At 65.3% G+C, this 25,876-nt stretch carries 23 protein-coding genes and 1 tRNA gene; 13 read left to right on the forward strand and 11 right to left on the reverse strand.

The window, feature by feature from the left end:
• Positions 1–15 precede the first annotated feature (15 nt).
• Positions 16–831, forward strand: a complete 816-nt coding sequence (gene suhB, locus A9179_RS17730) for a type III secretion system regulator SuhB (protein ID WP_187807536.1) — start codon at positions 16–18, stop codon at positions 829–831.
• A gap of 60 nt (positions 832–891) precedes the next feature.
• On the opposite strand, the gene A9179_RS17735 is transcribed toward suhB, so the two are convergent.
• The 6 genes from A9179_RS17735 to queA all read right to left on the reverse strand — a co-directional run bounded on the left by A9179_RS17735 (position 892) and on the right by queA (position 7,152).
• Positions 892–1,440: a glycine zipper 2TM domain-containing protein gene (locus A9179_RS17735; RefSeq protein WP_187807537.1), complete on the reverse strand. Its 549-nt coding sequence runs from the start codon at positions 1,438–1,440 to the stop codon at positions 892–894.
• A gap of 183 nt (positions 1,441–1,623) precedes the next feature.
• Entirely contained in the window at positions 1,624–2,535 is a 912-nt protein-coding gene (gene secF / locus A9179_RS17740) for a protein translocase subunit SecF (RefSeq protein WP_394354770.1), read from the reverse strand.
• 10 nt (positions 2,536–2,545) lie between these two features.
• Positions 2,546–4,414 carry a protein translocase subunit SecD gene (gene secD / locus A9179_RS17745; RefSeq protein WP_187807538.1) on the reverse strand — a complete coding sequence of 623 codons (1,869 nt, stop codon included), beginning with the start codon at positions 4,412–4,414 and terminating at the stop codon, positions 2,546–2,548.
• Between the two features lie 61 nt (positions 4,415–4,475).
• Positions 4,476–4,817: a preprotein translocase subunit YajC gene (gene yajC / locus A9179_RS17750; RefSeq protein ID WP_187807539.1), complete on the reverse strand. Its 342-nt coding sequence runs from the start codon at positions 4,815–4,817 to the stop codon at positions 4,476–4,478.
• A 155-nt stretch (positions 4,818–4,972) separates the two neighbouring features.
• On the reverse strand, positions 4,973–6,091 hold the full coding sequence (tgt, locus tag A9179_RS17755) for a tRNA guanosine(34) transglycosylase Tgt (RefSeq protein WP_187808625.1): 1,119 nt from the start codon (positions 6,089–6,091) through the stop codon (positions 4,973–4,975).
• Between the two features lie 5 nt (positions 6,092–6,096).
• On the reverse strand, positions 6,097–7,152 hold the full coding sequence (gene queA / locus A9179_RS17760) for a tRNA preQ1(34) S-adenosylmethionine ribosyltransferase-isomerase QueA (RefSeq protein WP_187807540.1): 1,056 nt from the start codon (positions 7,150–7,152) through the stop codon (positions 6,097–6,099).
• Between the two features lie 108 nt (positions 7,153–7,260).
• On the opposite strand from queA, the gene A9179_RS17765 reads away from it, so the two are divergent.
• From A9179_RS17765 to A9179_RS17810, 10 genes are all read left to right on the forward strand, one after another.
• Positions 7,261–7,344: transfer RNA gene (locus tag A9179_RS17765), tRNA-Leu, on the forward strand.
• A gap of 261 nt (positions 7,345–7,605) precedes the next feature.
• Complete coding sequence (locus A9179_RS17770; protein WP_187807541.1) at positions 7,606–7,818, forward strand: cold-shock protein; 213 nt, start codon at positions 7,606–7,608, stop codon at positions 7,816–7,818.
• A 102-nt stretch (positions 7,819–7,920) separates the two neighbouring features.
• Entirely contained in the window at positions 7,921–8,424 is a 504-nt protein-coding gene (locus tag A9179_RS17775; protein WP_187807542.1) for an RDD family protein, read from the forward strand.
• Between the two features lie 119 nt (positions 8,425–8,543).
• Complete coding sequence (locus tag A9179_RS17780; protein ID WP_187807543.1) at positions 8,544–9,878, forward strand: imelysin family protein; 1,335 nt, start codon at positions 8,544–8,546, stop codon at positions 9,876–9,878.
• 158 nt (positions 9,879–10,036) lie between these two features.
• Positions 10,037–11,449, forward strand: coding sequence for a di-heme oxidoreductase family protein (locus A9179_RS17785; protein ID WP_187807544.1), 1,413 nt, complete (start codon positions 10,037–10,039; stop codon positions 11,447–11,449).
• 10 nt (positions 11,450–11,459) lie between these two features.
• Positions 11,460–12,524 carry an imelysin family protein gene (locus A9179_RS17790; RefSeq protein WP_187807545.1) on the forward strand — a complete coding sequence of 355 codons (1,065 nt, stop codon included), beginning with the start codon at positions 11,460–11,462 and terminating at the stop codon, positions 12,522–12,524.
• A gap of 3 nt (positions 12,525–12,527) precedes the next feature.
• On the forward strand, positions 12,528–13,622 hold the full coding sequence (locus A9179_RS17795; RefSeq protein ID WP_187807546.1) for a DUF1513 domain-containing protein: 1,095 nt from the start codon (positions 12,528–12,530) through the stop codon (positions 13,620–13,622).
• Between the two features lie 207 nt (positions 13,623–13,829).
• On the forward strand, positions 13,830–15,449 hold the full coding sequence (locus A9179_RS17800) for a methyl-accepting chemotaxis protein (protein WP_187807547.1): 1,620 nt from the start codon (positions 13,830–13,832) through the stop codon (positions 15,447–15,449).
• Positions 15,450–15,622: 173 nt separating this feature from the next.
• Positions 15,623–16,753 carry an efflux RND transporter periplasmic adaptor subunit gene (locus A9179_RS17805; protein WP_187807548.1) on the forward strand — a complete coding sequence of 377 codons (1,131 nt, stop codon included), beginning with the start codon at positions 15,623–15,625 and terminating at the stop codon, positions 16,751–16,753.
• An 85-nt stretch (positions 16,754–16,838) separates the two neighbouring features.
• A complete protein-coding gene (locus A9179_RS17810) occupies positions 16,839–19,889 on the forward strand; it encodes a multidrug efflux RND transporter permease subunit (protein ID WP_187807549.1) in 3,051 nt (1,016 codons plus the stop codon).
• Positions 19,890–19,949: 60 nt separating this feature from the next.
• Here the strand turns inward: A9179_RS17810 and A9179_RS17815 are convergent, their stop codons facing one another.
• The 4 genes from A9179_RS17815 to A9179_RS17830 form a co-directional block, all read right to left on the reverse strand.
• On the reverse strand, positions 19,950–20,183 hold the full coding sequence (locus A9179_RS17815) for a hypothetical protein (RefSeq protein WP_187807550.1): 234 nt from the start codon (positions 20,181–20,183) through the stop codon (positions 19,950–19,952).
• Positions 20,184–20,185: 2 nt separating this feature from the next.
• Positions 20,186–20,884 carry a lipopolysaccharide kinase InaA family protein gene (locus tag A9179_RS17820; protein WP_187807551.1) on the reverse strand — a complete coding sequence of 233 codons (699 nt, stop codon included), beginning with the start codon at positions 20,882–20,884 and terminating at the stop codon, positions 20,186–20,188.
• A 287-nt stretch (positions 20,885–21,171) separates the two neighbouring features.
• Positions 21,172–22,452, reverse strand: coding sequence for a sensor histidine kinase (locus tag A9179_RS17825; RefSeq protein ID WP_187807552.1), 1,281 nt, complete (start codon positions 22,450–22,452; stop codon positions 21,172–21,174).
• A 3-nt stretch (positions 22,453–22,455) separates the two neighbouring features.
• On the reverse strand, positions 22,456–23,124 hold the full coding sequence (locus A9179_RS17830; protein ID WP_187807553.1) for a response regulator transcription factor: 669 nt from the start codon (positions 23,122–23,124) through the stop codon (positions 22,456–22,458).
• A 215-nt stretch (positions 23,125–23,339) separates the two neighbouring features.
• Between A9179_RS17830 and A9179_RS17835 the strand changes: the two genes are divergently transcribed.
• On the forward strand, positions 23,340–24,080 hold the full coding sequence (locus tag A9179_RS17835; protein ID WP_187807554.1) for a phosphatase PAP2 family protein: 741 nt from the start codon (positions 23,340–23,342) through the stop codon (positions 24,078–24,080).
• Between the two features lie 186 nt (positions 24,081–24,266).
• On the opposite strand, the gene A9179_RS17840 is transcribed toward A9179_RS17835, so the two are convergent.
• A complete protein-coding gene (locus A9179_RS17840) occupies positions 24,267–25,025 on the reverse strand; it encodes an SDR family oxidoreductase (RefSeq protein ID WP_182831907.1) in 759 nt (252 codons plus the stop codon).
• Positions 25,026–25,133: 108 nt separating this feature from the next.
• Here A9179_RS17840 and A9179_RS17845 point away from each other — a divergent pair, with 108 nt between their 5' ends.
• On the forward strand, positions 25,134–25,865 hold the full coding sequence (locus A9179_RS17845; protein WP_187807555.1) for a HugZ family pyridoxamine 5'-phosphate oxidase: 732 nt from the start codon (positions 25,134–25,136) through the stop codon (positions 25,863–25,865).
• The last annotated feature ends 11 nt before the right edge of the window (positions 25,866–25,876 follow it).

The following is a 25,876-nucleotide window of genomic DNA, read 5'->3' on the forward strand; positions in this document are numbered from 1 at the left end:
CCAGGTGAATCTCCCATGCAGCCCATGCTGAATATCGCCCTGCGCGCCGCCCGCAGCGCCGGCGAACTGATCTTCCGCTCCATCGAGCGCCTGGACGTCATCGCCGTCAACGAGAAGGATGCCCGCGACTACGTCACCGAAGTCGATCGCGCCGCCGAGCAGACCATCATCCAGGCCTTGCAGAAGGCCTACCCGACCCACGGCTTCCTCGGAGAGGAAGGCGGCCTGATCGAAGGCAGCGGCGAAGGCGCCGACTACCAGTGGATCATCGACCCACTGGACGGCACCACCAACTTCATCCGCGGCGTACCGCACTTCGCCGTCAGCATCGCCTGCAAATACCGTGGCCGCCTGGAGCACGCCGTGGTGCTCGACCCGGTACGCCAGGAAGAATTCACCGCCAGCCGCGGCCGCGGCGCAGCCCTCAACGGCCGCCGCATCCGCGTCAGCAATCGCAAGAGCCTGGAAGGCGCCCTGCTCGGCACCGGTTTCCCGTTCCGCGATAGCCAGCTGGATCACCTGGACAACTACTTCGGCATGTTCCGCAGCCTGGTCGGCCAGACCGCCGGCATTCGCCGCGCCGGCTCCGCCAGCCTGGATCTGGCCTACGTGGCCGCCGGCCGCTTCGACGCCTTCTGGGAATTCGGCCTGTCCGAGTGGGACATGGCAGCCGGCGCCCTGCTGATCCAGGAAGCTGGCGGCCTGGTCAGCGACTTCAGCGGCGGCCATGACTTCCTCGAGAAGGGCCAGGTAGTGGCCGGCAACACCAAGTGCTTCAAGGCCGTGCTGACCGCAATCCAACCGCACCTGCCGCCCGCCCTGAAACGCTGATCGCGGCGTTTCACCGGCATAAAAAACCGCCCCGAAGGGCGGTTTTTTTATGGGCCGCGTTTACTGCACGACCGGCGCCTGCTGCACCAGCACCAGCTGACCCTGCTCGTTGAGCGGGATACGGCTGCCCGGGTCGTGATCCATGCGCACCTGGCTGACCTTGCCATCCAGCTGGTATTGCACGTTATAGCCAGACACCTTCTCGCTGGTGTCAGTCACCGTACTGCAACGGGTTTCAGTGGTGGTGTAGGTGTCACGCTCCTGCATGCCTTCCTGCACCTTGTTGCCGGCATAACCGCCGCCCACGGCACCCGCCACGGTAGCCAGCTTCTTGCCATTGCCGCCACCGATCTGGTTGCCCAGCAGGCCGCCCGCCACCGCACCCAGCACGGTACCGGCGATCTGATGCTGATCCTTGACCGGCTTCTGCCGGGTCACGGTGACGTCCTTGCACACTTCGCGCGGCGTCTTGACCGTCTCCTTGATCGGTTCCACCGCCAAGACTTCGGCATACTCCGGGCCTTTGACCAGACTATAGGTTGCCACCGCGCCACCCGCGGTCACCCCGACCGCGCCCAGCACAGCACCCACGATCATCGACTTGTTCATATGCTTCTCCTGCATTCGAGCTACGCGGGCTTTCTGCCCTCTTCCCAGCCTTGGATAAGGCCAGCCAGAACGAGTTCCCCAGATATCGCCCCCCCAGGCGATAAGTGGGAAGCGCCGCACAAATATAGCTGCCAAAAACACAAAGCCCGGCAGAACCGGGCTTTGTAGGAACAGCGCGAGCACTCAGGGGCGCTCATCCACCTCGGCACTGGCGGCCGGCGGGATCAGATCTTCGCTGCTCAGGTTCAGCCAGATCAGTACCACGTTGGCGATATAGATCGACGAGTAGGTACCAGCCAGCACCCCGACGAACAGGGCAATGGAGAAGCCGAACAGGTTGTCGCCACCGAACAGCAGCAGGGCGACGATGGCCAACAGAGTGGAGATCGAGGTCGCCATGGTGCGCAGCAGGGTCTGAGTGGTCGAGATGTTGATGTTCTCGACCAGGCTGGCCTTGCGCAGCACGCGGAAGTTCTCGCGCACCCGGTCGAACACCACGATGGTGTCGTTCAGCGAGTAACCGATGATCGCCAGTACGGCGGCCAGCACGGTCAGGTCGAAAGTGATCTGGAAGAACGACAGGATACCCAGGGTCACAACCACGTCGTGCACCAGCGAGGCAATGGCACCCACGGCAAACTTCCACTGGAAGCGGAAGGCCAGGTAGATGAGGATACCGCCGAGCGCCAGGAGCATGCCCAGGCCGCCTTGGTCGCGCAGCTCTTCACCCACCTGCGGGCCGACGAACTCGACTTTCTTGTCCTTGATCAGGTTACCGGCATCGGCTGCCTGCAACGCTTCGACCACCCTGCCGCCGAGCTGCTGGTCATCGCCACGCAGACGCACCACCACGTCAGTGGTGGCACCGAAGCTCTGCACCACAGCATCTTCGAAGCCGGCACCCTTGAGCTGCTCGCGCACCTGGTTGAGGTCGACCGGCTTTTCATAGCGCAGCTCGATCTGGGTACCACCGGTGAAGTCCAGGCCGAAGTTCAGCCCCTGGAAGAACCAGCTACCCAGAGCAATGAAAGTCAGGAGCATGGTGATGGCGAACGCAATATTGCGCACGCCCATGAAATTGATCGTACGTTTCATCATCAGCCCCTCAAATCCACAGCTTCTTGAAGTCGCGACCGCCGAAGATCAGGTTGACCATGGCACGGGTCACCATGATGGCGGTGAACATCGAAGTGACGATACCCAGCGACATGGTCACGGCGAAGCCCTTGACCGGCCCGGTACCCATGGCGAACAGGATGCCGCCGACCAGCAGGGTGGTCAGGTTGGCGTCGAGGATCGCCGTATAGGCGCGATCGAAGCCCTCGTGAATGGCGCGCTGCACCGACATGCCGTTGGCGATCTCCTCGCGAATCCGCGAGAAGATCAGCACGTTGGCGTCCACCGCCATACCCATGGTCAGGACGATACCGGCGATACCCGGCAGGGTCAGGGTCGCACTGAGCAGCGACATCAGCGCCACCAGCAGCACCATGTTGAAGGCCAGCGCCACGGTCGCCAGCACACCGAAGAAACGGTAGATGGCGATGATGAACAGCGAGACCAGCAGCATGCCCCACAGGGATGCATCGATACCCTTGGCAATGTTGTCGGCACCCAGGCTCGGGCCGATGGTGCGCTCTTCGGCGAAGTACATCGGCGCCGCCAGACCACCGGCACGCAGCAGCAGGGCCAGCTCCGAGGACTCGCCCTGACCGTTCAGGCCGGTGATGCGGAACTGGCTGCCGAGGGCCGACTGGATGGTCGCCAGGCTGATGATCTTCTTCTCTTCCTTGAAGCTCTGCACCGGCACGTCTTTCTCGACGCCGTCGACCAGCTGCTTGACGTAGCGGGTCTGCGGCTTCTGCTCGATGAAGATCACCGCCATGCTGCGCCCGACGTTGTTACGGGTGGCACGGTTCATCAGCTCGCCGCCATGGCCGTCGAGACGGATGTTCACCTGCGGGCGACCGTTCTCGTCGAAGCTGGCGCTGGCGTCGGTCACCTGGTCACCGGTGATGATCAGGCCACGCTCCAGCGGCACGGCCGGACGGTTCTGCTCGCGGAACTCGAAGGACTCGGTGGCAGAACGCGGCGCGTCGGCCTCGGCAGCCAGGCGGAACTCCAGGTTGGCGGTCTTGCCGAGGATACGCTTGGCTTCGGCAGTGTCCTGCACGCCCGGCAGCTCGACCACGATGCGGTTGGCACCCTGGCGCTGCACCAGCGGCTCGGCCACGCCCAGCTCGTTGACCCGGTTACGCACGGTGGTCAGGTTCTGCTTGATCGAGTATTCGCGAATCTCGACCTGCTTGGCCTGGCTCAGGGCCAGGCGCAGCACCTGCTGACCGCCGCGCTCGGCAGCCGTCATCTCGAAATCGTTGAAGCTCTTGCGGATCAGACTCTGCGCCTTTTCCAGGTCATCGCTGCCGGCAAAGCCGAGCTGAATAGCACCATCCTGCTGCGGCAGGCTGCGGTAGCGCAGGCGCTCCTTGCGCAGCAGGGTCTTGACCTCGCTCTCGTAGACCTTCAAGCGCGCATCCAGCGCCTTGTCCATGTCCACTTCCAGCAGGAAGTGCACACCACCGGACAAGTCCAGACCCAGCTTCATCGGGCCGGCGCCAATATTGCGCAGCCACTGCGGCGTGGTCGGCGCCAGGTTCAGGGCCACCACGTAATCGTCACCCAGCAGCTTCAGCGCCAGGGCCTTGGCCGGCAGCTGGTCTTCCTGCTTGGCCAGGCGCAGCAGGCCACCCTTGCCCTTGCCCCCCAGGCTGCTGGCCTTGACCGCGATACCGGCATCGGCAAGCGCCTTGCCCACGCGATCCAGGTCGCCCTGGGTGATCTGCAGCGCCGAGCTGTTGCCGCTGATCTGGATGGCCGGATCGTCCGGATACAGGTTGGGTGCGGAGTAGATGAAGCCAACCGCCAGCACAGCCAGGATCAGCAGGTACTTCCACAGAGGATATTTGTTGAGCATGACGCCGCCCGTTATGACACGGGGCGCCTAATGCGCCCCGTCGTTACTGAAGAATGAATCGTTAGATGGCTTTCAGCGTGCCCTTCGGCAGGGTCGCCGCAATGGCCTGCTTCTGGAACTTGAGCTCGACCTTGTCGGAGACCTCAACGACCACGAAATCATCGCTGACCTTGGTGATCTTGCCGGCGATACCACCGGTGGTCACCACTTCGTCACCCTTCTGCAGGCCACCGAGCAGGTTCTTCTGCTCCTTGGCACGCTTGGCCTGGGGGCGCCAGATCATCAGGTAGAAGATGACCACGAAACCACCCAGCATCAGGGCGTTCACCCACTCGCCACCCGGCGCGGCGGCAACGGCCGGTGCAGCGGCATCGGCATAGGCCGCAGGGATCAGAAAACTCATCGGGAACTCCTATTTCGAGGTCTTGAAACTGTTTGTTATTCGCTAGCGGCTCGCCGCCCGGCGCGCCGATCAGCAGCGCGATCCGGTCGCGCCCTGTGCGTATCGATGCAGATGGGGTCGTGCCCGGCCGTTTTCAATGCCCCGGGCACACCCTTTCAGGGCTCCAGAGGCGGCGTCTGCTGGCCGCGGCGGGCGTAGAAGGCATCGACAAAGGCGGCCAATGTACCCTGTTGAATGGCCTCGCGCAAACCAGCCATCAGGCGCTGATAATGGCGCAAGTTGTGGATGGTATTGAGCATGCTGCCGAGCATTTCGCCGCACTTGTCCAGGTGGTACAGGTAGGCGCGAGTGAAGTTCTGGCAGGTGTAGCAATCGCAGCTCGGATCCAGCGGCGAATCGTCGTGCTTGTGCACCGCGTTGCGGATCTTGACCACCCCGGTATCGGTGAACAGATGGCCGTTGCGCGCGTTGCGAGTCGGCATCACGCAGTCGAACATGTCCACTCCGCGGCGCACGCCCTCGACCAGGTCTTCCGGCTTGCCCACGCCCATCAGGTAGCGCGGCTTGTCGGCCGGCAGCTGTGGCGGCAGGAAGTCCAGCACGCGGATCATCTCTTCCTTCGGTTCACCCACCGACAGACCGCCGATGGCCAGACCATCGAAGCCGATCTCGCAGAGCCCCTCCAGCGAACGCATGCGCAGCTCTTCATGCATGCCGCCCTGGACGATGCCGAACAATGCCGACGGATTGCCCTCATGGGCATTCTTCGAGCGCTTGGCCCAGCGCAGCGACAGCTCCATGGAGCGCTTGGCCACGTCGAAATCGGCCGGGTACGGGGTGCACTCGTCGAAGATCATCACGATGTCCGAACCCAGGTCGCGCTGCACCTGCATCGACTCTTCCGGCCCCATGAACACCTTGGCGCCATCCACCGGCGAGGCGAAGTACACGCCCTCCTCCTTGATCTTGCGCATGGCACCCAGACTGAACACCTGGAAGCCACCGGAGTCGGTGAGGATCGGCCCCTGCCACTGCATGAAGTCGTGCAGATCGCCGTGACGCTTGATCACTTCGGTGCCCGGGCGCAGCCACAGGTGGAAGGTGTTGCCGAGAATGATCTGCGCACCAATCGCCTCGATGTCGCGCGGCAGCATGCCCTTGACCGTGCCGTAGGTGCCGACCGGCATGAAGGCCGGGGTCTCCACCACGCCACGCGGGAAGGTCAGGCGACCGCGACGGGCACGCCCGTCAGTGGCCAGCAGCTCGAAGGACATGTGACTCATAGGGTTTCCTCGGGGCCGCGCGCAGCGGGATTGCGGGTGATGAACATGGCATCGCCGTAACTGAAGAAGCGGTACTGCTGCTCCACGGCCATGGCATAGGCAGCCATGGTCTCGGGATAACCGGCGAAGGCCGAGACCAGCATCAGCAGGGTCGACTCCGGCAGGTGGAAATTGGTCACCAGGGCGTCGACCACGTGGAACGGCCGCCCCGGATAAATGAAGATATTGGTATCGCCGCTGAAAGCCTTGAGTTCGCCGTCACGGGCAGCCGTCTCCAGCGAGCGCACGCTGGTGGTGCCCACCGCGATCACTCGCCCACCACGCGCCTTGCAGGCGGCCACGGCATCGACCACCGCCTGATCGACCTGCAGCCACTCGTGGTGCATGTGGTGATCCTCGATGCGCTCGACGCGCACCGGCTGGAAAGTGCCGGCGCCAACATGCAGGGTCACGAATGCAGTACCGATACCCTTGGCACGAATCGCCGCCAGCAACTCTTCGTCGAAGTGCAGCCCGGCAGTCGGCGCCGCCACGGCACCGGCCTTGCCCCGATCGGAATACACGGTCTGGTAGCGCTCGCGATCGGAAGCATCGTCGGCGCGGTCGATGTAGGGCGGCAGCGGCATATGACCGACCCGCTCCAGCAGTGGCAGCACCGCCTCGCTGAAGCGCAGCTCGAACAGCGCATCGTGGCGGGCGACCATCTCGGCCTCGCCACCACCTTCTATATGGATCAGCGAACCGGGCTTGGGCGACTTGCTCGAGCGCACATGGGCCAGCACCCGGTACTCGTCCAGCACGCGCTCGACCAGCACTTCCAGCTTGCCGCCGGAAGCCTTCTGGCCGAACAGCCGGGCCGGAATCACCCGGGTGTCGTTGAACACCATCAGGTCGCCAGGGCGCAGGTAGTCGAGCAGATCGATGAACTGACGGTGGGCCAGCTGACCGCTCGGCCCATCCAGCACCAGCAGGCGGCTGGCACGGCGCTCGGCCAGGGGGTGACGGGCAATCAGCTGTTCGGGAAGGTCGAAATGGAAGTCGGCAACGCGCATGGTGGGGATCGTCTTGCAGGGCCGCAAAGTCTACCGGAAAGCGCAGATTCTGGCCACGCGAGCCGATTGACCGGCCCCAGTCGCCTCCCTATACTGCGCCGCCATCGTGCCCCGGTGGCGGAATGGTAGACGCGGCGGATTCAAAATCCGTTTTCGAAAGGAGTGGGAGTTCGAGTCTCCCCCGGGGCACCACGATTTTCCTCCTCGTTTCAGCCTGCAAAGCCCTCCGCAAAGCCGCTGAAAATGCCCACTCCGAAGGGGTTGGCAAATCTCTTTGAGTTAGCGTAGAGTGGGTCAACTGTGTTTGCATGGGTCGCCTTGAATCGTGACCTGGTGCAGTAGATCCTAGATCCGCTACATCCCGCTCGACTTCTCTTACTCTCTGCAACCAGTTCCAGCCCTCTTCGCCAGAGCAAGAGGCTGTCATCAACTCTAGTTTCAAGGAAATAAGACATGTCGAATCGTCAAACCGGCACCGTTAAGTGGTTCAACGACGAGAAGGGCTTTGGCTTCATCACCCCCGAAAGCGGTCCGGATCTGTTCGTGCACTTCCGCGCTATCGAAGGCAACGGCTTCAAGAGCCTGAAAGAAGGCCAGAAAGTTACCTTCGAAGCCGTGCAAGGCCAGAAAGGCATGCAAGCTGACAAAGTCCAGATCCTGGGCTAAGTCGCTGCTCCGAAAAGCCCCTGATGGCAACATCAGGGGCTTTTTTGTGCCTGCGATTTGTTGCCCGTACAATCCGCGCACTTTTTCTGCTCCGAGCCTGCCATGCCCAAGCACATGCTGCGCCCCCAAGGCGACTTCCCCGCCGCCGGCCTGATCCGTCGCCTCGCCGCAATCTTCTATGACTTCCTGCTCAGCATCGCCCTGCTGATGGTGGTCACCCTCATCTATAAAGGCGTGCAAATGGCCATCATCGGCGAAGCCCGCCTGCACCAGCTGTCCGACGCCGGCGCCCTGGACGGCGACCCGCTGCTCTCCTCCCTGCTGCTGCTCAGCCTGTTCGCCTTCTTCGCCAAGTTCTGGACACACAATGGCCAGACCCTCGGCATGCAGGTCTGGGGCGTGCGCATCCAGAACGCCGACGGTTCGGCCGTCAGCCTGTGGCAGGCCCTGCTGCGCTTCGTCGTGGCCATCGCCTCCTGGCTGGCCTGCGGCCTCGGCTTCCTGTGGATACTGTGGGACAAGGACAAACGCAGCTGGCACGACATCTATTCGGAAAGCCGAGTGGTGCAACTGCCCAAGCACGCACACCGCCCAGGCAAGTCCTAAGCCTCCGGCAGCCAGGCACCGCGCTGCCCTTTGCATAAAATGAAAATCTTTCGCATTATTGCGCAGTTTTCTAGCGCGCTTGCGTCTCGCTCTCACTTTCATATGCAAAGGAACTCGCCATGACTCGTATGCCCCTGGCTACCGCCAGCCTGCTGGCCCTCGCCATCTCCCTCGCCGGCTGTGGCGATGACAAGAAGGAAGCAGCCGCCCCGCAAGCTGCCGCCACCGCGCCCGCCGCAGCCAGCGCCAGCAGCCTGAAAGTCGAAGACGCCGCCGCCAAGGCCGTGGTCAGCCACTACGCCGACATCGCCTTTGCCGTGTTCAGCGACGCCGCCAGCACCGGCAAGACTCTGCAGAGCGCCGTCGACGCCCTGCTCGCCAACCCCAGCGACGCCACCCTGAAGGCCGCCCGCGAAGCCTGGCTGGCCGCCCGCGTGCCGTACATGCAGACCGAAGTGTTCCGCTTCGGCAACGCCGTGGTCGATGACTGGGAAGGCCAACTGAACGCCTGGCCGCTGGACGAAGGCCTGATCGACTACGTTGCCGCCGACACCGCCCAGGCTCAGGGCAACCCGGCCGCCACCGCCAACATCATCGCCAACACCGAGATCCAGGTCGGCGAAGACAAGGTCGACGTGAAGGAACTGACCGGCGAAAAACTGGCCAGCCTCAACGAACTGGGCGGCTCCGAGGCCAACGTCGCCACCGGCTACCACGCCATCGAATTCCTCCTCTGGGGCCAGGATCTCAACGGCACCAACCCGGGTGCCGGCGCGCGCCCGGCCAGCGATTACCTGACTGGCGCCGGCGCCACCGGTGGTCACAACGAGCGTCGCCGCGCCTACCTGAAAGCCGCCACCGACCTGCTGGTCGCCGACCTCGACAGCATGGTTGCCCAGTGGCAAGCCGGCGTTGCCGACAACTACCGCGCCAAGCTGGAAGCCGAACCGGCCGAGAACGGCCTGCGCAAGATGCTGTTCGGCATGGGTAGCCTGGGTCTGGGCGAGCTGGCCGGCGAGCGCATGAAGGTCGCCCTGGAAGCCAACTCCACCGAAGACGAGCACGACTGCTTCAGCGACAACACCCACAACTCGCACTACTACGACGCCAAAGGCATTCGCAACATCTACCTGGGCGAGTACAAGAAAGTCGACGGCAGCACCCTGAGCGGCCCGAGCCTGTCCTCCCTGGTCGCCAAGGTCGATGCCGCTGCCGATACCACCCTGAAGGCCGACCTGGACGCCACCCAGGCCAAGCTGCAGGCCCTGGTCGACAGCGCCGAGAAGAACAACGTGCACTTCGACCAGCTGATCGCCGCCGACAACGCCGCCGGCCAGCAACTGGTGCGCGATGCCATCGCAGCCCTGGTCACCCAGACCGGCGCCATCGAGAAGGCTTCCGCCGCTCTCGGCATCAGCGGTCTGAACCCGGATACCGCCGACCACCAGTTCTGATCACCCCTCAGTACTGACCAACGGATGCGCCCACAAGGCGCATCCGTTTTTTATGCCTGCGACATCTGCGCCACCACACAAACGCAAACAGCTCTTATTCGCCCACCATTAGCCTGCTAAGATTGCCCGCCCGACCCGTCGTCCAGGTTGCCGTTCCGATGCCGCACCCGTTTCGCCTCTGCATACTGGCCCTGGCTCTCGGCCTGGCCGCCTGCGAACAGGCCGCGCCGCCCGCCGAGCCGGGTGAAGCACTGTCCGGCGGCACCACCACGGTGCAGCAGCGCGACCACAACGCCTTCTCCCTGCCCTCGGCCAACCTGCAGCCCTCGCGCCGTCTCGACTTCAGCGTGGGCAACAGTTTCTTCCGCAACCCCTGGGTGATCGCGCCGACCACCACCACCGCGCGTGACGGCCTCGGCCCGCTGTTCAACACCAATGCCTGCCAGAACTGCCACATCAAGGATGGTCGCGGTCACCCGCCCGAGCCCGGCGCCAACAGTGCCGCCTCGATGCTGGTGCGCCTGTCGATTCCGGCCGACGGCTCGGCCGAACACGCCGCCCTGCTGGAGCGGGCCGGGGTGATTGCCGAACCGGTCTACGGCGGCCAGCTGCAGGACATGAGCAACCCCGGCACCGCCCCCGAAGGCAAGGTGCGGGTCAACTACAGCACCGTAGCGGTGAGCTTCGCCGACGGTACCCGCGTCGAGCTGCGCCAGCCGCAGCTGCAGATCAGCAAGCTGGGCTACGGCGCCATGCGCCCGGACACCCAGTTTTCCGTACGCATCGCCCCGCCGATGATCGGCCTCGGCCTGCTCGAAGCCATCCCGGAAAGCGCCCTGCTGGCCAATGCCGACCCTGACGACCGCGATGGCGACGGCATTCGCGGCGTGGCCAACCGGGTCTGGGACGATGCCCGCGGCACCACGGTACTCGGCCGCTTCGGCTGGAAGGCCGGCCAGCCCAGCCTGGCCCAGCAGAACGCCCACGCCTTCGCCAACGACATGGGCCTGACCAGCAGCCTGGTCGTCCACGACGACTGCACGGCGAGCCAGTTCGACTGCCGCAACGCGGTGAATGGCGGTGAGCCGGAAGTCAGCGACAGCATCGCCGCCAGCGTGCTGTTCTACACCCGCAACCTGGCCGTACCGGCACGCCGCAACGTCGACGACCTGGCCGTGCGCCAGGGCAAGCAGCTGTTCCATGAGGCCGGCTGCCAGAAGTGCCATGTACCGAGCTTCACCACCGCCGCCACTGCCGCCGAACCGGAGCTGACCAACCAGACCATCCGCCCCTACAGCGACCTGCTGCTGCACGACATGGGCGACGGCCTGGCCGACCAGCGCAGCGAGTTCCAGGCCAACGGCCGCCAGTGGCGCACCGCGCCGCTGTGGGGCATCGGCCTGACCGAAGTGGTCAGCGGCCACACCCAGTTCCTCCACGACGGCCGTGCGCGCAACCTGCTGGAGGCCATCCTCTGGCACGGCGGCGAGGCCGAGCCGGCGAAGCAGTACGTCCTCACCTACGATGCCGAACAGCGCAACGCGCTGTTGGCCTTCCTCAACTCCCTGTAAGGAGCCGAGCATGTCCCGTCTATCCATCCTGGCCACCGCCCTGTGCGGCCTCGCCCTGGCCGCTTGTGGCCCGCAGGATCTCCAGCAGAAAGCCGCCAGCGCCATCACCGAAGGCGTCCTGCTGCCGGCCTACAGCACCTGGGCTCAAAGCAACCAGCAGCTGGCCGGCAATGCCCAGGCCTTCTGCAACGGCAGCCAGGATCTGCCCAGCGCGCGCCAGGCCTACCTCACCGCCGTGGGCAGCTGGGCCGCCCTGCAACCGCTGCTGATCGGCCCGCTGGCCGAAGGCAACCGTGCCTGGCAGGTGCAGTTCTGGCCGGACAAGAAGAACCTGGTGCAGCGCCAGGTCGAGGCCCTGCTCAAGAGCAAGCCGCAGCTCAGCGTCGCCGACCTGGACAAGTCCAGCGTGGTGCTGCAAGGCCTGACCGCCTATGAGTACGTACTGTTCGACCCGGCCATCGACCTCGACGATGCCGCCCAGAAGAGCCGCTACTGCCCGCTGCTGATCGCCATCGGCCAGCACCAGCAGCAGCTCTCCGCCACGGTACTGAGCCAGTGGCAAGCCAAGGACGGCATGGCCGAGCAGCTGAAGACCTTCCCCAATACCCGCTACAACGAATCCACCGAGGCCGTGGCCGACCTGCTGCGTACCCAGGTCAGCGGCATCGACGGCCTGAAGAAGAAGCTCGGCACCGCCCTCGGTCGCCAGAGCAAGGGCATCGCCCAGCCCTACCAGGCCGAGTTCTGGCGCAGCAATGCCAGCATCGCCAGCCTGGCCTCCGCCCTGGCCAGCGCCGAACGGGTCTGGCTGGGCGCCAACCAGGACGGCATCAAGGCCCTGCTCGGCAGCGAGCAGGCCGACCTGGCCCAGCGTATCGACCAGCAGTACAGCGCCACCCGCCAGCAACTGGCCAGCCTCGAGCGCCCGCTCGGCGAACTGCTCACCGACGAGGCCGGGCGCGCCGAACTGAATGCCTTCTACGACAGCCTCAACCAGCTGCATCGCCTGCACGAAGGCGAACTGGCCAAGGCCCTCGGCATCCAGCTCGGCTTCAACGCCCACGACGGAGACTGATTCATGCAACGCAGAGCTTTTCTCGGCCTGGGCGCCGCCGCCCTCGCCGCCAGCGCCCTGGGCGGCTGGAAACTCATCGACCACGGCCCGCAGCCGCTGCTGGTCTCGGCCCGTGACGACAGCGACGGCAACCACTATGCAGTGGGCTATCGCCTGGACGGCAGCAAAGCCTTTGCCACCCGTGTTGCCGAGCGCTGCCACGACGTGGTGCCGCACCCGAGCCTGCCGATGGCGGTGTTCGTCGGCCGCCGGCCAAGCCGCGAGAGCTACCTGATCGACCTGCGCGACGGCCGCCTGCTGCAGACCCTGGCCTCGCCCAAGGATCGCCACTTCTACGGCCACGGCGTGTTCCACAAGGATGGCGCGTGGTTCTACAGCACCGAAAACGACACCAGCGACCCGGGCCGCGGCGTGCTCGGCGCCTACCGCGTCGAGGCCGGCCTGCTGCGCCGCGACCATGAGCTGTCGACCCATGGCCTGGGCCCGCACCAGCTGCTGTGGATGCCCGACGGCGAAACCCTGGTGGTGGCCAACGGCGGCATCCGCACCGAGGCCGACAGCCGGGTGATGATGAACCTCGACGCCATGGAGCCCAGCCTGGTGCTGATGCGCCGCGACGGCGCCCTGGTGAGCAAGGAGCAGCTGCCGGAACAGATGAACAGCGTGCGCCACCTGGCCGTGGCCAGCGACGGCACCATCGTCTCCGGCCAGCAGTACGAGGGCGAACCAACCGACAGCGTGCCGCTGCTGGCGATCAAGCGCCCCGGCCAGGCGTTCCAGCACTTCCCGCTGGGCGAGGCGCAACGCGCGGCAATGAACCAGTACACCGCCAGCCTGGCGATCCACAACGAGCTGCGCCTGCTGGCCCTGACTGCGCCGCGCGGCAACCGCTTCTTCATCTGGAACCTGGACAGCAGCGCGCTGCTGCTGGATGCCCCGCTGGCCGACTGCGCCGGCGTCGGCGCGGTGGCCGACGGCTTCGTGGTCACTTCCGGCCAAGGCCGCTGCCGTCTGTACGACTGCCGCGGCGCGCAGATCACCGCGCAGTCCCTGGCGCTGCCGGCCGGCCTGTGGGACAACCACCTGCGCCTGGCCTGAGCGGCAGTACCGCCGCGGCAGAAAAAGCCCGGGGCATGGCTTTAGGCCAGCCGGCGGCGGCCGACCTATACTGATTGGACGTTGCACTCGCGCCCGCTTCCCCGCGGGCCCTGTGTCACCGGCGCTTCATAGCCGGGTGATAGGGATATCCGCAGTTCCGGCGCCGTTCCCGGTGCCGGGGGCAACCACCCCGAAGAGGTCTCCCCCATGTTCCTGCAGAAATCCCTGCGCGCGCAGATACTCGCGCTGCTCGGCGGCAGCCTGGCACTGATCCTGATCACCGCCCTGGCCTGCTTCAGTTTCCTCTCCGGCGGCATGCAGGCCTACCGCGGCCTGCTCGCTGGCCCGGTGGAGGCTTCACAACTGGTCGACCAGGCCAACCTGGAATTCAAGTCCCAGGTGCAAGAATGGAAGAACGTCCTGCTGCGCGGCCAGGATCCGGCCAACCTGGACAAGTACTGGAAGCAGTTCGAAGACCAGGAAGCCAAGGTGCAGAAGATTCTCGGCAAGCTGGCCAGCGAGGTCGACCCGGCCCTGCGCAACCAGGTCGAACGCCTGCGCAGCGAGCACCAGGCACTCGGCGCCAACTACCGCAAGGGCCGCGAGGCCTTCCTCGCCGCTGGCGCCAACCCGCAGGCCGGCGATGCTGCCGTCAAAGGCATCGACCGTGCAGCCAGCGAGCAGATGACGGCCCTGGTCACCCAGCTGCATGACCAGAGCCTGGAGCAGGCCAAACAGATCAACGCCAGCGCCGAGCGCACCATCCTGCTCGGCACCCTGCTGATGCTCGGCGCCAGCGTGCTGGTCGGTCTGTTCAGCCTGTGGCTGGTCAACCGTAACCTGATCGGCCCGATCACCATGCTGATCGACCATATCGCCAAGCTCAGCCAGGGCAACTTCGGCCAGCGCGTCAATGCCGACCGCCAGAACGAGCTGGGCCGCCTGGCCGTGGCGGCCAACACCCTGCGCGACTTCCTCGCCGACACCTTCACCCGCCTGAAACACAGCACCAGCCAGCTGGACACCGCTAGCGGCGAGCTGAATGCCATCGCCACCCTGATGTCGCAGGGCACCCGCGAGCAGTTCTCGCGCACCGACCAGGTGGCCACCGCCATGCACGAGATGTCCGCTACCGCCCAGCAGGTCGCCAGCCATGCGGCCGACGCCGCCGGTGCCGCCGACGATGCCGACAACTCGGCGCGCCAGGGCGGCAAGGTGATGGAGCAGACCATCCACACCATCACCACCATGCGCAGCGAGATCGCCAACACTGCCGAGGTGATCCGCCGCCTGGAGAACGACAGCGGGCGCATCGGCAAGGTGCTGGAAGTGATTCGCGGCATCGCCGAGCAGACCAACCTGCTGGCGCTCAACGCCGCCATCGAGGCGGCGCGCGCCGGCGAACAGGGCCGCGGCTTCGCCGTGGTGGCCGATGAGGTACGCACCCTGGCCCAGCGCACCGCCGAGTCCACCGCCGAGATCCACCAGATCATCGACACGGTGCAGACCGGCGCGGTGAATGCCGTGCGCGCCATCGAAAATGGTCAGAACCGCAGCGAGGAAGGCGTGACCCAGGTCACCGAGGCCGGTGCCATGCTGCAGCGCATTACCGGCGCGGTGGAGGCGATCCGCGACATGAACCGGCAGATTGCCACCGCCGCCGAGGAGCAGACTTCGGTGGCCGAGGACATTTCGCGCAACCTCACCGAGATCACCGCCATCGCTACCACCAACCAGGAGAACGTGCAGCGCACCGAAAGCGCCAGCCACAACCTGCACGACCTGTCCGCCCAGCTCAGCGAAGTGACCAGCCGCCTCAGCGCCTGACCCTCCTCACGGCACAAGGAAGTGCCGCAACCTGCACCGGCGCAACGCTGCGTTGCGCCAGGCAGCCCTCGCAATCTCTTGCAAACCTGCGTTTTTGACTTGCTGTTCAAGTCGTTCTAAGGTGCGCCTCTTGCCTATTCCCAGGCCTCCACACCTTGCCAAGGAACCGGAATATGTTGCTCCGCCGCATGCTTATCATGCTGGGCGTCGTTGTCCTCGTGGTGCTCGCTCTCGCCGCCATCAAAGGCTATTCGATCTACCAGCAGATCCAGATGTTCTCGGCACCGCAGCCGGCCATCAGCGTGTCTGCCGCCAAGGCCGAGCAGATGCCCTGGCAATCGCGCCTGCCGGCCATCGGTACGCTCAAGGCCTTCCAGGGTGTGGATCTGACCGCCGAAGTGGAAGGCACGGTCAGCCAGGTGCTGTTCCAGTCCGGCGAGAAGGTCACCCTCGGCCAGCCGCTGCTGCAGCTGGACAGCCAGGTCGAGCAGGCCATCCTCGCCACCGCCGTCGCCGTGCGCGGCCTGGCCCGGGTGGAGTTCGAGCGCGGCAAGAACCTCGCCGGCAAGCAGGCCATCTCCAAGAGCGAGTTCGACCGTCTGAATGCCGAACTGCTCAAGGCCGAGGCCAGCGTTGCCCAGCTGCAGGCCAGCCTGGACAAGAAGCGCATCCTCGCGCCCTTCGCCGGTACCATCGGCATCCGCCAGGTCGACACCGGTGACTACCTGAGCCCTGGCACCCCGGTCGCCACCCTGCAGGATCTGTCGACCCTGTTCGTCGACTTCTTCCTGCCGGAACAGGCAGTGCCCAAGCTGGCCGTCGGCCAGCAGGTACGCATCAGCGTGGCCGCCTACCCGGGCGAATCCTTCCCCGGCGAGATCAGCGCGCTCAACCCCAAGGTCGAGGAAACCACGCGCAATGTGCAGGTTCGCGCCACGCTGGCCAACCCCGACAACAAGCTGCTGCCGGGCATGTTCGCCAACCTCGCGGTGCTCCTGGGTGACGACCAGCCGGCCGTGGTGGTGCCGGAAACCGCCATCACCTACACCCTGTACGGCAACTCGGTGTATGTGATCGGCGAGAAGAAGGGCGAAGACGGCCAGGTGCAGAAGGATGCCAGCGGCCAGGCCGAGCTGGTGGTGGAGCGTCGCTTCGTCAGCACCGGCGAGCGCCGCGACGGGCGGGTGGTGATCAGCAAGGGCCTCAAGCCCGGCGAGCAGGTGGTCACCGCCGGCCAGCTCAAGCTGGATAACGGCGCCCACGTGAGCATTGTCGCCGACCAGGCCCTGAACCCGGCCCAGTAGCACTCCCAGGTGGGCGCGGCTACCGCCGCACCCGCTTCCTGGCACCGATTACCGGCCGCCTGTTGCGGCAGCCAAGGACATCGTTATGGCTTTTACAGATCCCTTTATCCGGCGCCCGGTACTGGCCACCGTGGTCAGCCTGCTGATCATCCTGCTGGGCTTCCAGGCCTTCAGCAAACTGGTGATCCGCCAGTACCCGCAGATGGAAAACGCCCTGATCACGGTGACCACCGCCTACCCCGGGGCCAACGCCGAGACCATCCAGGGCTACATCACCCAGCCGCTGCAGCAGAGCCTGGCCAGCGCCGAAGGCATCGACTACATGACGTCGACCAGCCAGCAGAACTTCTCCACCATCTCGATCTACGCGCGCATCGGCGCCAACTCCGACCGCCTGTTCACCGAGCTGCTGGCCAAGGCCAACGAGGTGAAGAACCAGCTGCCGCAGGACGCCGAAGACCCGGTGCTATCCAAGGAAGCGGCCGACGCCTCGGCGCTGATGTACATCAGCTTCTACAGCGACGAGCTGTCCAACCCGCAGATCACCGACTACCTGTCGCGGGTGATCCAGCCCAAGCTGGCCACCCTGCCCGGCATGGCCGAGGCCGAGATCCTCGGCAATCAGGTATTCGCCATGCGCCTGTGGCTGGATCCAGTGAAGATGGCCGCCTACGGCGTGACCGCCGCCGACATGGCCAGCGCCGTGCAGCGCTACAACTTCCTCTCGGCCGCCGGCCAGGTGAAGGGCGAGTACGTGGTTACCAGCCTCAACGCCACCACCGACCTGAAATCGCCGGAAGCCTTCGGCGCCATCCCGGTGAAGACCGCCGGCGACAGCCGCGTACTGATCCGCGATATCGCCCGGGTGGAAATGGGCGCGGAAAACTACGACTCGATCAGCTCGTTCGATGGCACCCCCTCGGTGTATATCGGCATCAAGGCCACCCCCAGCGCCAACCCGCTGGATGTGATCAAGCACGTGCGCGCGATCATGCCGGAGCTGGAAGCGCAGCTGCCGCCGAACCTCAAGGTGGCCATCGCCTACGACGCCACCCGCTTCATCCAGGCCTCCATCGACGAGGTGGTGAAGACCCTGGCCGAGGCGGTGCTGATCGTCATCGTGGTGGTCTTCCTGTTCCTCGGCGCCTTCCGCTCGGTGCTGATCCCGGTGATCACCATTCCGCTGTCGATGATCGGCGTGCTGTTCTTCATGCAGCTGATGGGCTACTCGATCAACCTGCTGACCCTGCTGGCGATGGTGCTGGCCATCGGCCTGGTGGTGGACGATGCGATCGTGGTGGTGGAAAACATCCACCGCCATATCGAGGAGGGCAAGACGCCCTTCGATGCGGCCATCGAGGGCGCGCGCGAGATCGCCGTACCGGTGGTTTCGATGACCATCACCCTGGCCGCGGTGTACGCGCCCATCGGCTTCCTCGAGGGGCTCACCGGTGCGCTGTTCCGCGAATTCGCCCTGACCCTGGCCGGCGCGGTGATCATCTCCGGCATCGTCGCCCTGACCCTGTCGCCGATGATGTGCTCGCGCCTGCTGCGCCACGAGGAAAATCCGTCCGGCCTGGCGCACAAGCTCGACCTGCTCTTCGACAAGCTCAAGCGCCGCTACCAGAGCGCCCTGCACGGCACCCTCAACACCCGCCCGGTGGTGGTGGTGTTCGCCCTGATCGTGCTGTGCCTGATCCCTGCCTTGCTCAAGTTCAGCAAGAGCGAGCTGGCCCCGGACGAAGACCAGGGCATCGTGTTCCTCTTCGCCAACGCGCCGCAGCCGACCAACCTGAACTACCTGAACGCCTACACCGACCAGTTCGTGAAGATCTTCAAGGAGTTCCCCGAGTACTACTCGTCGTTCCAGATCAACGGCTTCGACGGCGTGCAGGCGGGTATCGGCGGCTTCCTGCTGAAACCCTGGGACGAGCGCGAGAAAACCCAGATGGAGCTGCTGCACGAAGTGCAGGGGCGCCTCAACCAGATCCCCGGCCTGCAGATCTTCGGCTTCAACCTGCCGTCGCTGCCGGGCACCGGCGAGGGCCTGCCGTTCCAGTTCGTGATCAACACGCCGAACGACTACGAGTCGCTGCTGCAGGTGGCCGAGAAGGTCAAGGCGCGCGCCATGGAGTCGGGCAAGTTCGCCTTCCTCAACGTCGACCTGGCCTTCGACAAGCCGGAAGTGGTGGTCGACATCGACCGCGAGAAGGCCGCGCAGATGGGCGTGTCCATGCAGGATCTGGGCTCGACCCTGGCCATCCTGCTCGGCGAAGGCGAGATCAACCGCTTCACCATCGACGGGCGCAGCTACAAGGTGATCGCCCAGGTCGAGCGTGCCTACCGCGACAACCCGGGCTGGCTGGACAGCTACTACGTGAAGAGCGAAAGCGGGCAGATGGTGCCTCTGGGCACCCTGATCACGGTCAGCGACCGCGCCCGGCCGACCAAGCTCAAGCAGTTCCAGCAGCTCAACTCGGCGATCATCGAAGGGGTGGCGATCGTCAGCATGGGCGACGCGGTGGACAGCATCGCCCAGATCGCCCGCGAGGAAGCGCCGCGCGGCTACGCCTTCGACTATGCCGGCGCCTCGCGCCAGTACGTGCAGGAAGGCAGCGCGCTGTATGTCACCTTCGCCCTGGCCCTGGCGATCATCTTCCTGGTGCTGGCCGCGCAGTTCGAGAGCTTCCGCGACCCGCTGGTGATCCTGGTTACCGTACCGCTGTCGATCTGCGGCGCGCTGCTGCCGATCTTCCTCGGCCTGTCCAGCCTCAACATCTACACCCAGGTGGGCCTGGTGACGCTGATCGGCCTGATCAGCAAGCACGGCATCCTCATCGTCGAGTTCGCCAACCAGCTGCGCCGTGACGGCCTGTCGGTGCGCGAGGCGATCGAAGAAGCGGCGTCGATCCGTCTGCGTCCGGTGCTGATGACCACCGCGGCCATGGTGTTCGGCATGGTACCGCTGATCCTCGCCAGCGGCGCCGGCGCGGTGAGCCGCTTCGACATCGGTCTGGTGATCGCCACCGGCATGTCGATCGGCACCCTGTTCACCCTGTTCGTGCTGCCCTGCGTGTACACCCTGCTGGCCAAACCGGACGCCCAGCCCGGCACCAGCAGCGCCCCGGCACACTGAGCCGCGGCCAACAAAAAGCCCCGCCTAGGCGGGGCTTTTTCATGGGCGCGTGGCAGGCGCCTACTGAGCGCCCTTCATGGCGTGGGACAGACCGAACATCAGCAGCACCAGGTTGTCGCTGTCGGGGCGCGCCTGCTCCTGTCGGTGCTTGTGTGCGGCTGCGGGAAGCGGGCAATAGGCGGCCGTATCGGCACCGATCACCAGCGGTTCAGGCTCCTGCCAGGCTGCCGCCGCCAGGGCCGTAACCCCGAGGGCGCCGACGAGGAAAATACCTCGCGCAATTTCTAGCTTCATACCTATAACCCCTTGATAGTGCCGCCAAACACTTGCTCGTAACCGTAGATCAGTTGTTGCCATTCCGCCTCACTCCAAGACGAATGGCGTCTCAGTTGACGCAGATCGTGCCGCGCCGCTCGTAGCCGGCTCAGGCGCTGCCGGCATTTCTCCAGGTCGAGCAGGGCGACTTGCGGGCCCTCCTCGCCAACCTTGACGAACACATGCTTGGAGTACAGGCAGCCATGCTGCCAGCGCCCGCCATGCATGCGCGCCAGGGTCGCACCTATCTGTTGCAGCAGCTGGGTATGTACCGCCTCCCCGCACTGCTCGCGTCCACCGCTGGCATACCAGCTGAGGATGTCCTGAAAACCTTCCAGCTCCTCGCTGACCAGCAGCGCACGCCAGCCCTGCTCGCCATGGCTGGCACCGCAGTAGACCAGGCGCGGTACGCGTACCCCCAGGCGGCTCAAGCCCAGCAGGGCGTCGCGCTCGCGCAGTACGGTCGGGCGCCCGAACGGGTGCAGCAGATCGCGATACAGGTGGCCGACCTGGCGCTTGGCATACAGCAGGGGGCCATCGCCCTTCTGCAGCCGCTGCACGCCGCTCTCGCCACCTCGGCGCTGGTTGGGGATCTCGACCCACTCACCCTGCAACCGCCACCACTCCTCGAACTGTCCAGCCTTCTCACCTGTCAGCCCGAAAGCAGTTCCATGCACCATCCGCTACCCCACTCATCCATTCACGACCAACCCAGCGCCGGCAACCATGGCCTGTTCTCGCTGGAAAATTCCGATCGCAGGGTTACCACAGTCACCGCGGGTAACAATCCCCCCAGCGGTAACCGCACCTCCCCCTCCGCCGAAGCCGCCCCAGGCGCGCTACAGCGAATCCGATCACTCAGGGGTATCCGGCCTGCAAGTGGCATACCTGCCTGACTGCATGGCCAGATTACCGTCCCGGTCAGTCGTTTCGTTCGCAGTAGAAACGACGCCGAGTGAAAAAGATGTCAATGCCCGACGACGGCCAGGTTGACCTCGAAGCGACAGCCCTGGGGCATCGCTCCGGACAGGCTGACCTGCCAGCCCTGGCTCTCGCAGATGCGCTGCACCAGCGACAGGCCCAGGCCGAGACCCTCGCCCCGCGCCGAACCGCCCCGCACGAACGGCTGGAACATCGCCTCGCGTTCCTCTTCGGGAATGCCTACACCGCTGTCCTCGACCTCGAAGCCGTTCGCCCCCAGGCGCAGCTGGATATGCCCGCTCTCGGTGTAGTGCAGGGCGTTGCGCAGCAGATTGCCCAGCACCGAGCGCAGCAACGGCGCGTTGTACAGCTGCCGCCCCGTCTCGCCGCGCTGATACTGGAAGCTCAGGCCCTTGGCCTCGGCGGCCCCGCGCCACTGCGCCACCAGCTCGTCGGCCACCTCGGCCAGACTGGCCTGCTGGCTGACCTGGACATCCTCGCCGCCGCTGCGCGCCAGCAGCAGGAAGGTCTGCACCAGCTCGCGCATCTCGCCGCTGGCGCGGCTGATGCGCAGCACATGGCGGCGGGCCCGCTCGTCCAGGCTGGGGCTCTCCAGCAGCAACTCACAGGAGCTGGCCAGCACCATCAGTGGCGTACGCAGCTCATGGCTGACATCGCTGGTAAACAATCGTTCGCGAGCCAGGGCACGGCGCAGCAGGCCCAGAGTGGTATCGAAGGACTCGGCCAGCTGGCCCACTTCGTCGGCCGCATAGTCCGGCTCCAGGGGCGGCGCACGCTCGAGCAGCTGATCCGGGTGACGTACCTGGTTGGACAGGCGCACCACCGGCTCGATCACCTTGCGCGCCAGCAGCCAGCCGAGCAGGCCGGACAGCCCGATGCTGATCAGGAAGCCCACCAGCACCACGGCGAACAGCAGTTGCTCGCGATCCTCGAACTCGCTCTGATCCTGCAGCAGCACGTAGCTGCGGCCATCCACCAGCTGGACAAAGGCATGGTAGGACTTCTGCCCGCGAAACACTTCGTGGAAACCCGGCGACAGGCCTTGCAGGTCGGCCGGCAGGGCGAAGTCGCCGTGGCCGCCGCTGAAGTAGAAGATCTGCCCGGGCTCGGGCTCGGGGCGCCAGTCCTCCATGCTTTCCATCTTGAGGAAACGCCCGAGGTCGCCACCCAGTTCGGTGGAGATCAGGCGCTCCTCGACCTGGTGCACGGTTTCGACGATACCGGCGGAAAAGGTGCCGCCAACGAACAGGGTCATCAGGACGAAGGCGATGACGATCCGCCTCGACAGGCTTTGCTTGAACTCCATGCCTTAATCCGCCAGTCGGTAGCCGACGCCATGCACGGTCTGCAGCAACGGCTTGTCGAATGGCTTGTCGATCACCTGGCGCAGCTGGTGTACATGGCTGCGCAGGCTGTCGCTGTCCGGGCAGTCGTCGCCCCACAAGGCTTCTTCCAGGGCCTCGCGGCGCACCACATGGGGGCTCTTCTGCATCAGCAGGGCGAGCAGCTTGAGGCCGACCGGGTTGATCTTCAGCGACTTGCCGGCGCGCTGGATTTCCAGGGTGTCGAGGTCGTAACTGAGATCGCCGACCTGCAGGCTGCGCCGCCCGCCACCGAGGCTGCGGCGCAGCACCGCCTCGATGCGCGCGGCCAGCTCGGAGAGGGCGAAGGGTTTGATCAGATAGTCGTCGGCACCGGACTTGAAGCCCTTGAGGCGGTCGTCCAGCTGATCGCGGGCGGTAAGCATGATCACCGGCGTATCGCGGCGGGCATCCTCGCGCAGGCGCTGGCACAGGGTGTAGCCATCGATACCCGGCATCATGATGTCCAGCACCAGCAGGTCGTAGTGCTCGGTGACAGCCAGGTGCAGCCCGGACAAGCCATCCTGGGCGCAGTCGACGGTATAGCCCTTCATGCCCAGGTAATCGGCCATGTTGGCCAGGATGTCGCGATTGTCTTCCACCAGCAGAATACGCATGGTCAGTCCTCTTCGGCGGCAAGCGCCCGTGGCGCAAAGATACCTCGGCAGCCCTGCAAAACCAGGCTTTTGACACTTTTTTCACGGCCAATTCACCGCTCGCCAACAGCCTCGGCGGCAGACTCGCCGGCATTCTCGTCACCTTGGACAGCCTCCATGCCGCAACCCCGTACCGCCCGCCCTCGCGTGTCACGCTCCTCGCCGGTGCGTCGTCCATGAAGCCGCAGATCCATCCGCCCCCCTTCGACCGCCGCTGGTGGTACGGCCTGCCGCTGGCCATCCTGGCGCTGATGCTGGTGTTCGAGCCGACCCGCCTGGACTTCGCCCTGGCCGACCTGTTCTACGTGCATGGCCAGGGCTTCATCGGCCGCCACAACGACTTCCTCGAAGACATCCTGCATGACCGCGCCAAGCAGCTGAGCATCGCCATCGGCGTGCTGGCCCTGTGCGGCTTCATCCTCAGCCTGCTGCCCACCCGCCTGCGCCCGCTGCGCCGGCGCCTGGGCTACCTGGTGCTGGCCATGGGCCTGGCCGGCGGCTTCGTCAGCCCACTGAAAAAGGTCACCCAGATGAACTGCCCCTGGAGCCTGGAGCAGTATGGCGGCGTCGAGCATTTCTCGCCGCTGCTAGGCCCGCGCGCCGCACCGGTGGAAAAACCCGGCAACTGCTGGCCGGGTGGACACGCCGCGGCCGGCTTCGCGCTGATCGCGCTGTTCTTCGTTTGGCGCGACAGCCGCCCGCGCCTGGCCGGCTGCGCCCTGGCCTTCGCCATCGCCCTGGGCACCCTGTTCTCCCTGGTGCGCATGGCCCAGGGTGCGCACTTCTTCTCGCACAACCTGTGGACCGCCCTGCTCTGTTGGCTGATCAGCCTGGGCCTGTACGACCTCATGCTGTTCCGCCCGGCGCAGCGCCAGCAGCAGGCCCGGCAGCTGCTGCCCCTGCCCGCCGGCAAATAAGCCGCCCATAAAAAAGCCCCGCAGATGCGGGGCTTTTTTATGCAACCAGCAAAGCCGAGTCTCGATCTTGCGAGCTAAGGTCAGGCAAGGCGAAAGCAGGCGAAGGAGCGCAGTTTACGTCTGTAAATGAGCATCCTGAGCCTGCTTTCAACGCCGCATGGCCGACGCGCAGCAGATCGATGCGGACTAGAGGCGCAGGCCGCCGTCGAGTTCCAGGATCCGACCGGTGTAATAGTCGTTTTCCAGGATGTAAGCCACCGAGTGAGCGATCTCGGCCGGCTTGCCCATACGGCGCAGCGGGATGCCGGAGGTCATCTTCTCCAGGGCTTCCGGCTTCATGCTGCCGGTCATCTCGGTTTCGATGAAGCCCGGCGCCACGCCGGCAACGCGAATGCCGTAGCGCGCCAGTTCCTTGGCCCAGACCACGGTGTCGGCGGCAACGCCGGCCTTGGCCGCGGAGTAGTTGGCCTGGCCAACGTTGCCGGCACGGGAGATCGAGGAGATGTTGATGATCGCGCCCTGGTTCTTCAGCTCGATCATCTTCGCCGCCACTTCGCGGGTGCAGAGGAATACGCCGGTCAGGTTGACGTCGATCACCGACTGCCACTGGGCCAGGCTCATCTTGGTCATCTCGCCGTCCTTGACCTTGATGGTCAGGCCGTCGCGCAGGATGCCGGCGTTGTTGACCAGGCCGTTGATCGCGCCGAAGTCGTCGGCGATCTGTGCCACGGTGTGGGTGACCTGCTCTTCGTTGGCCACGTTGCACAGGTAGGCACGGGCATCGCCACCGGCGGCCTTGCAGGCGGCCACGGCCTCATCGAGCTTTTCCTGGTTGAGGTCGACCAGGGCCAGCTTGGCGCCCTTGGCGGCGAGGTATTCGCCCATGGCGCGACCCAGGCCCTGGCAGCCACCGGTGATGATGATGACTTTGTCTTTGAGTTCCATAACACTACCCCTCTTAAGGTCTACAGATGGCCTCGCCGGCGGCGCAGAGAGCTCTGCGAAGCGCCTGTCCGTTTGGTTTTCGACGGATTCTAAGCAAGGAGTCATAAATTGAGCGAAGCAGCCGGCAAGCATGCCCGAGAATTACTTCTCAAGGAATACCGTGGGGTGCTTTCCACTCACTCCAAGGCCATGCCGGGCTTCCCTTTCGGATCAGTGGTGCCCTACTGCCTGGATGAGCAGGGCCATCCACTGATCCTGATCAGCCGTATCGCCCAGCACACCCACAATCTGCAGCAGGACACCAAGTGTTCGCTGCTGGTCGGCGAGCGCGGCGCCGAGGACGTGCAGGCCGCCGGGCGACTGACCCTGCTGGCCGAGGCCGTACAACTCAGCGAGCCGGCCGCCATCGAGGCCGCCGCCGACCGCTACTACCGCTACTTCCCCGACTCGCGTGGCTATCACCAGGCCCATGACTTCGACTTCTGGGTGTTGCAACCGGTGCGCAGCCGCTATATCGGCGGCTTCGGCGCCATCCACTGGGTTCCCCGGGTGGAGCTGGCCAACCCCCATGCCGGCGCGGCGGAAGCCAGCATGATCGAGCACATGAACAGCGATCACGCCAGCGCCATCGCCCACTACGTGGAGCTGGCCGGCCTGCCCCGGCACGAGCCAGCCGAACTGGTCGGCATCGACAGCGAAGGCTTCCACCTGCGCATCGGCAAGAGTCTGCACTGGCTGCCGTTCCCAACATCCTGTAACAACCCCGGCGCGGTGCGCCAGGCCTTGGTACAGCTGGCCCGCGCCGAAAGCTGGCCGACCGCCGAGCCGGCTTCAGCTTGAATTAAGCGTCA

The organism is Pseudomonas alcaligenes (genome assembly GCF_014490745.1).
Taxonomy (GTDB): domain Bacteria; phylum Pseudomonadota; class Gammaproteobacteria; order Pseudomonadales; family Pseudomonadaceae; genus Aquipseudomonas; species Aquipseudomonas alcaligenes_C.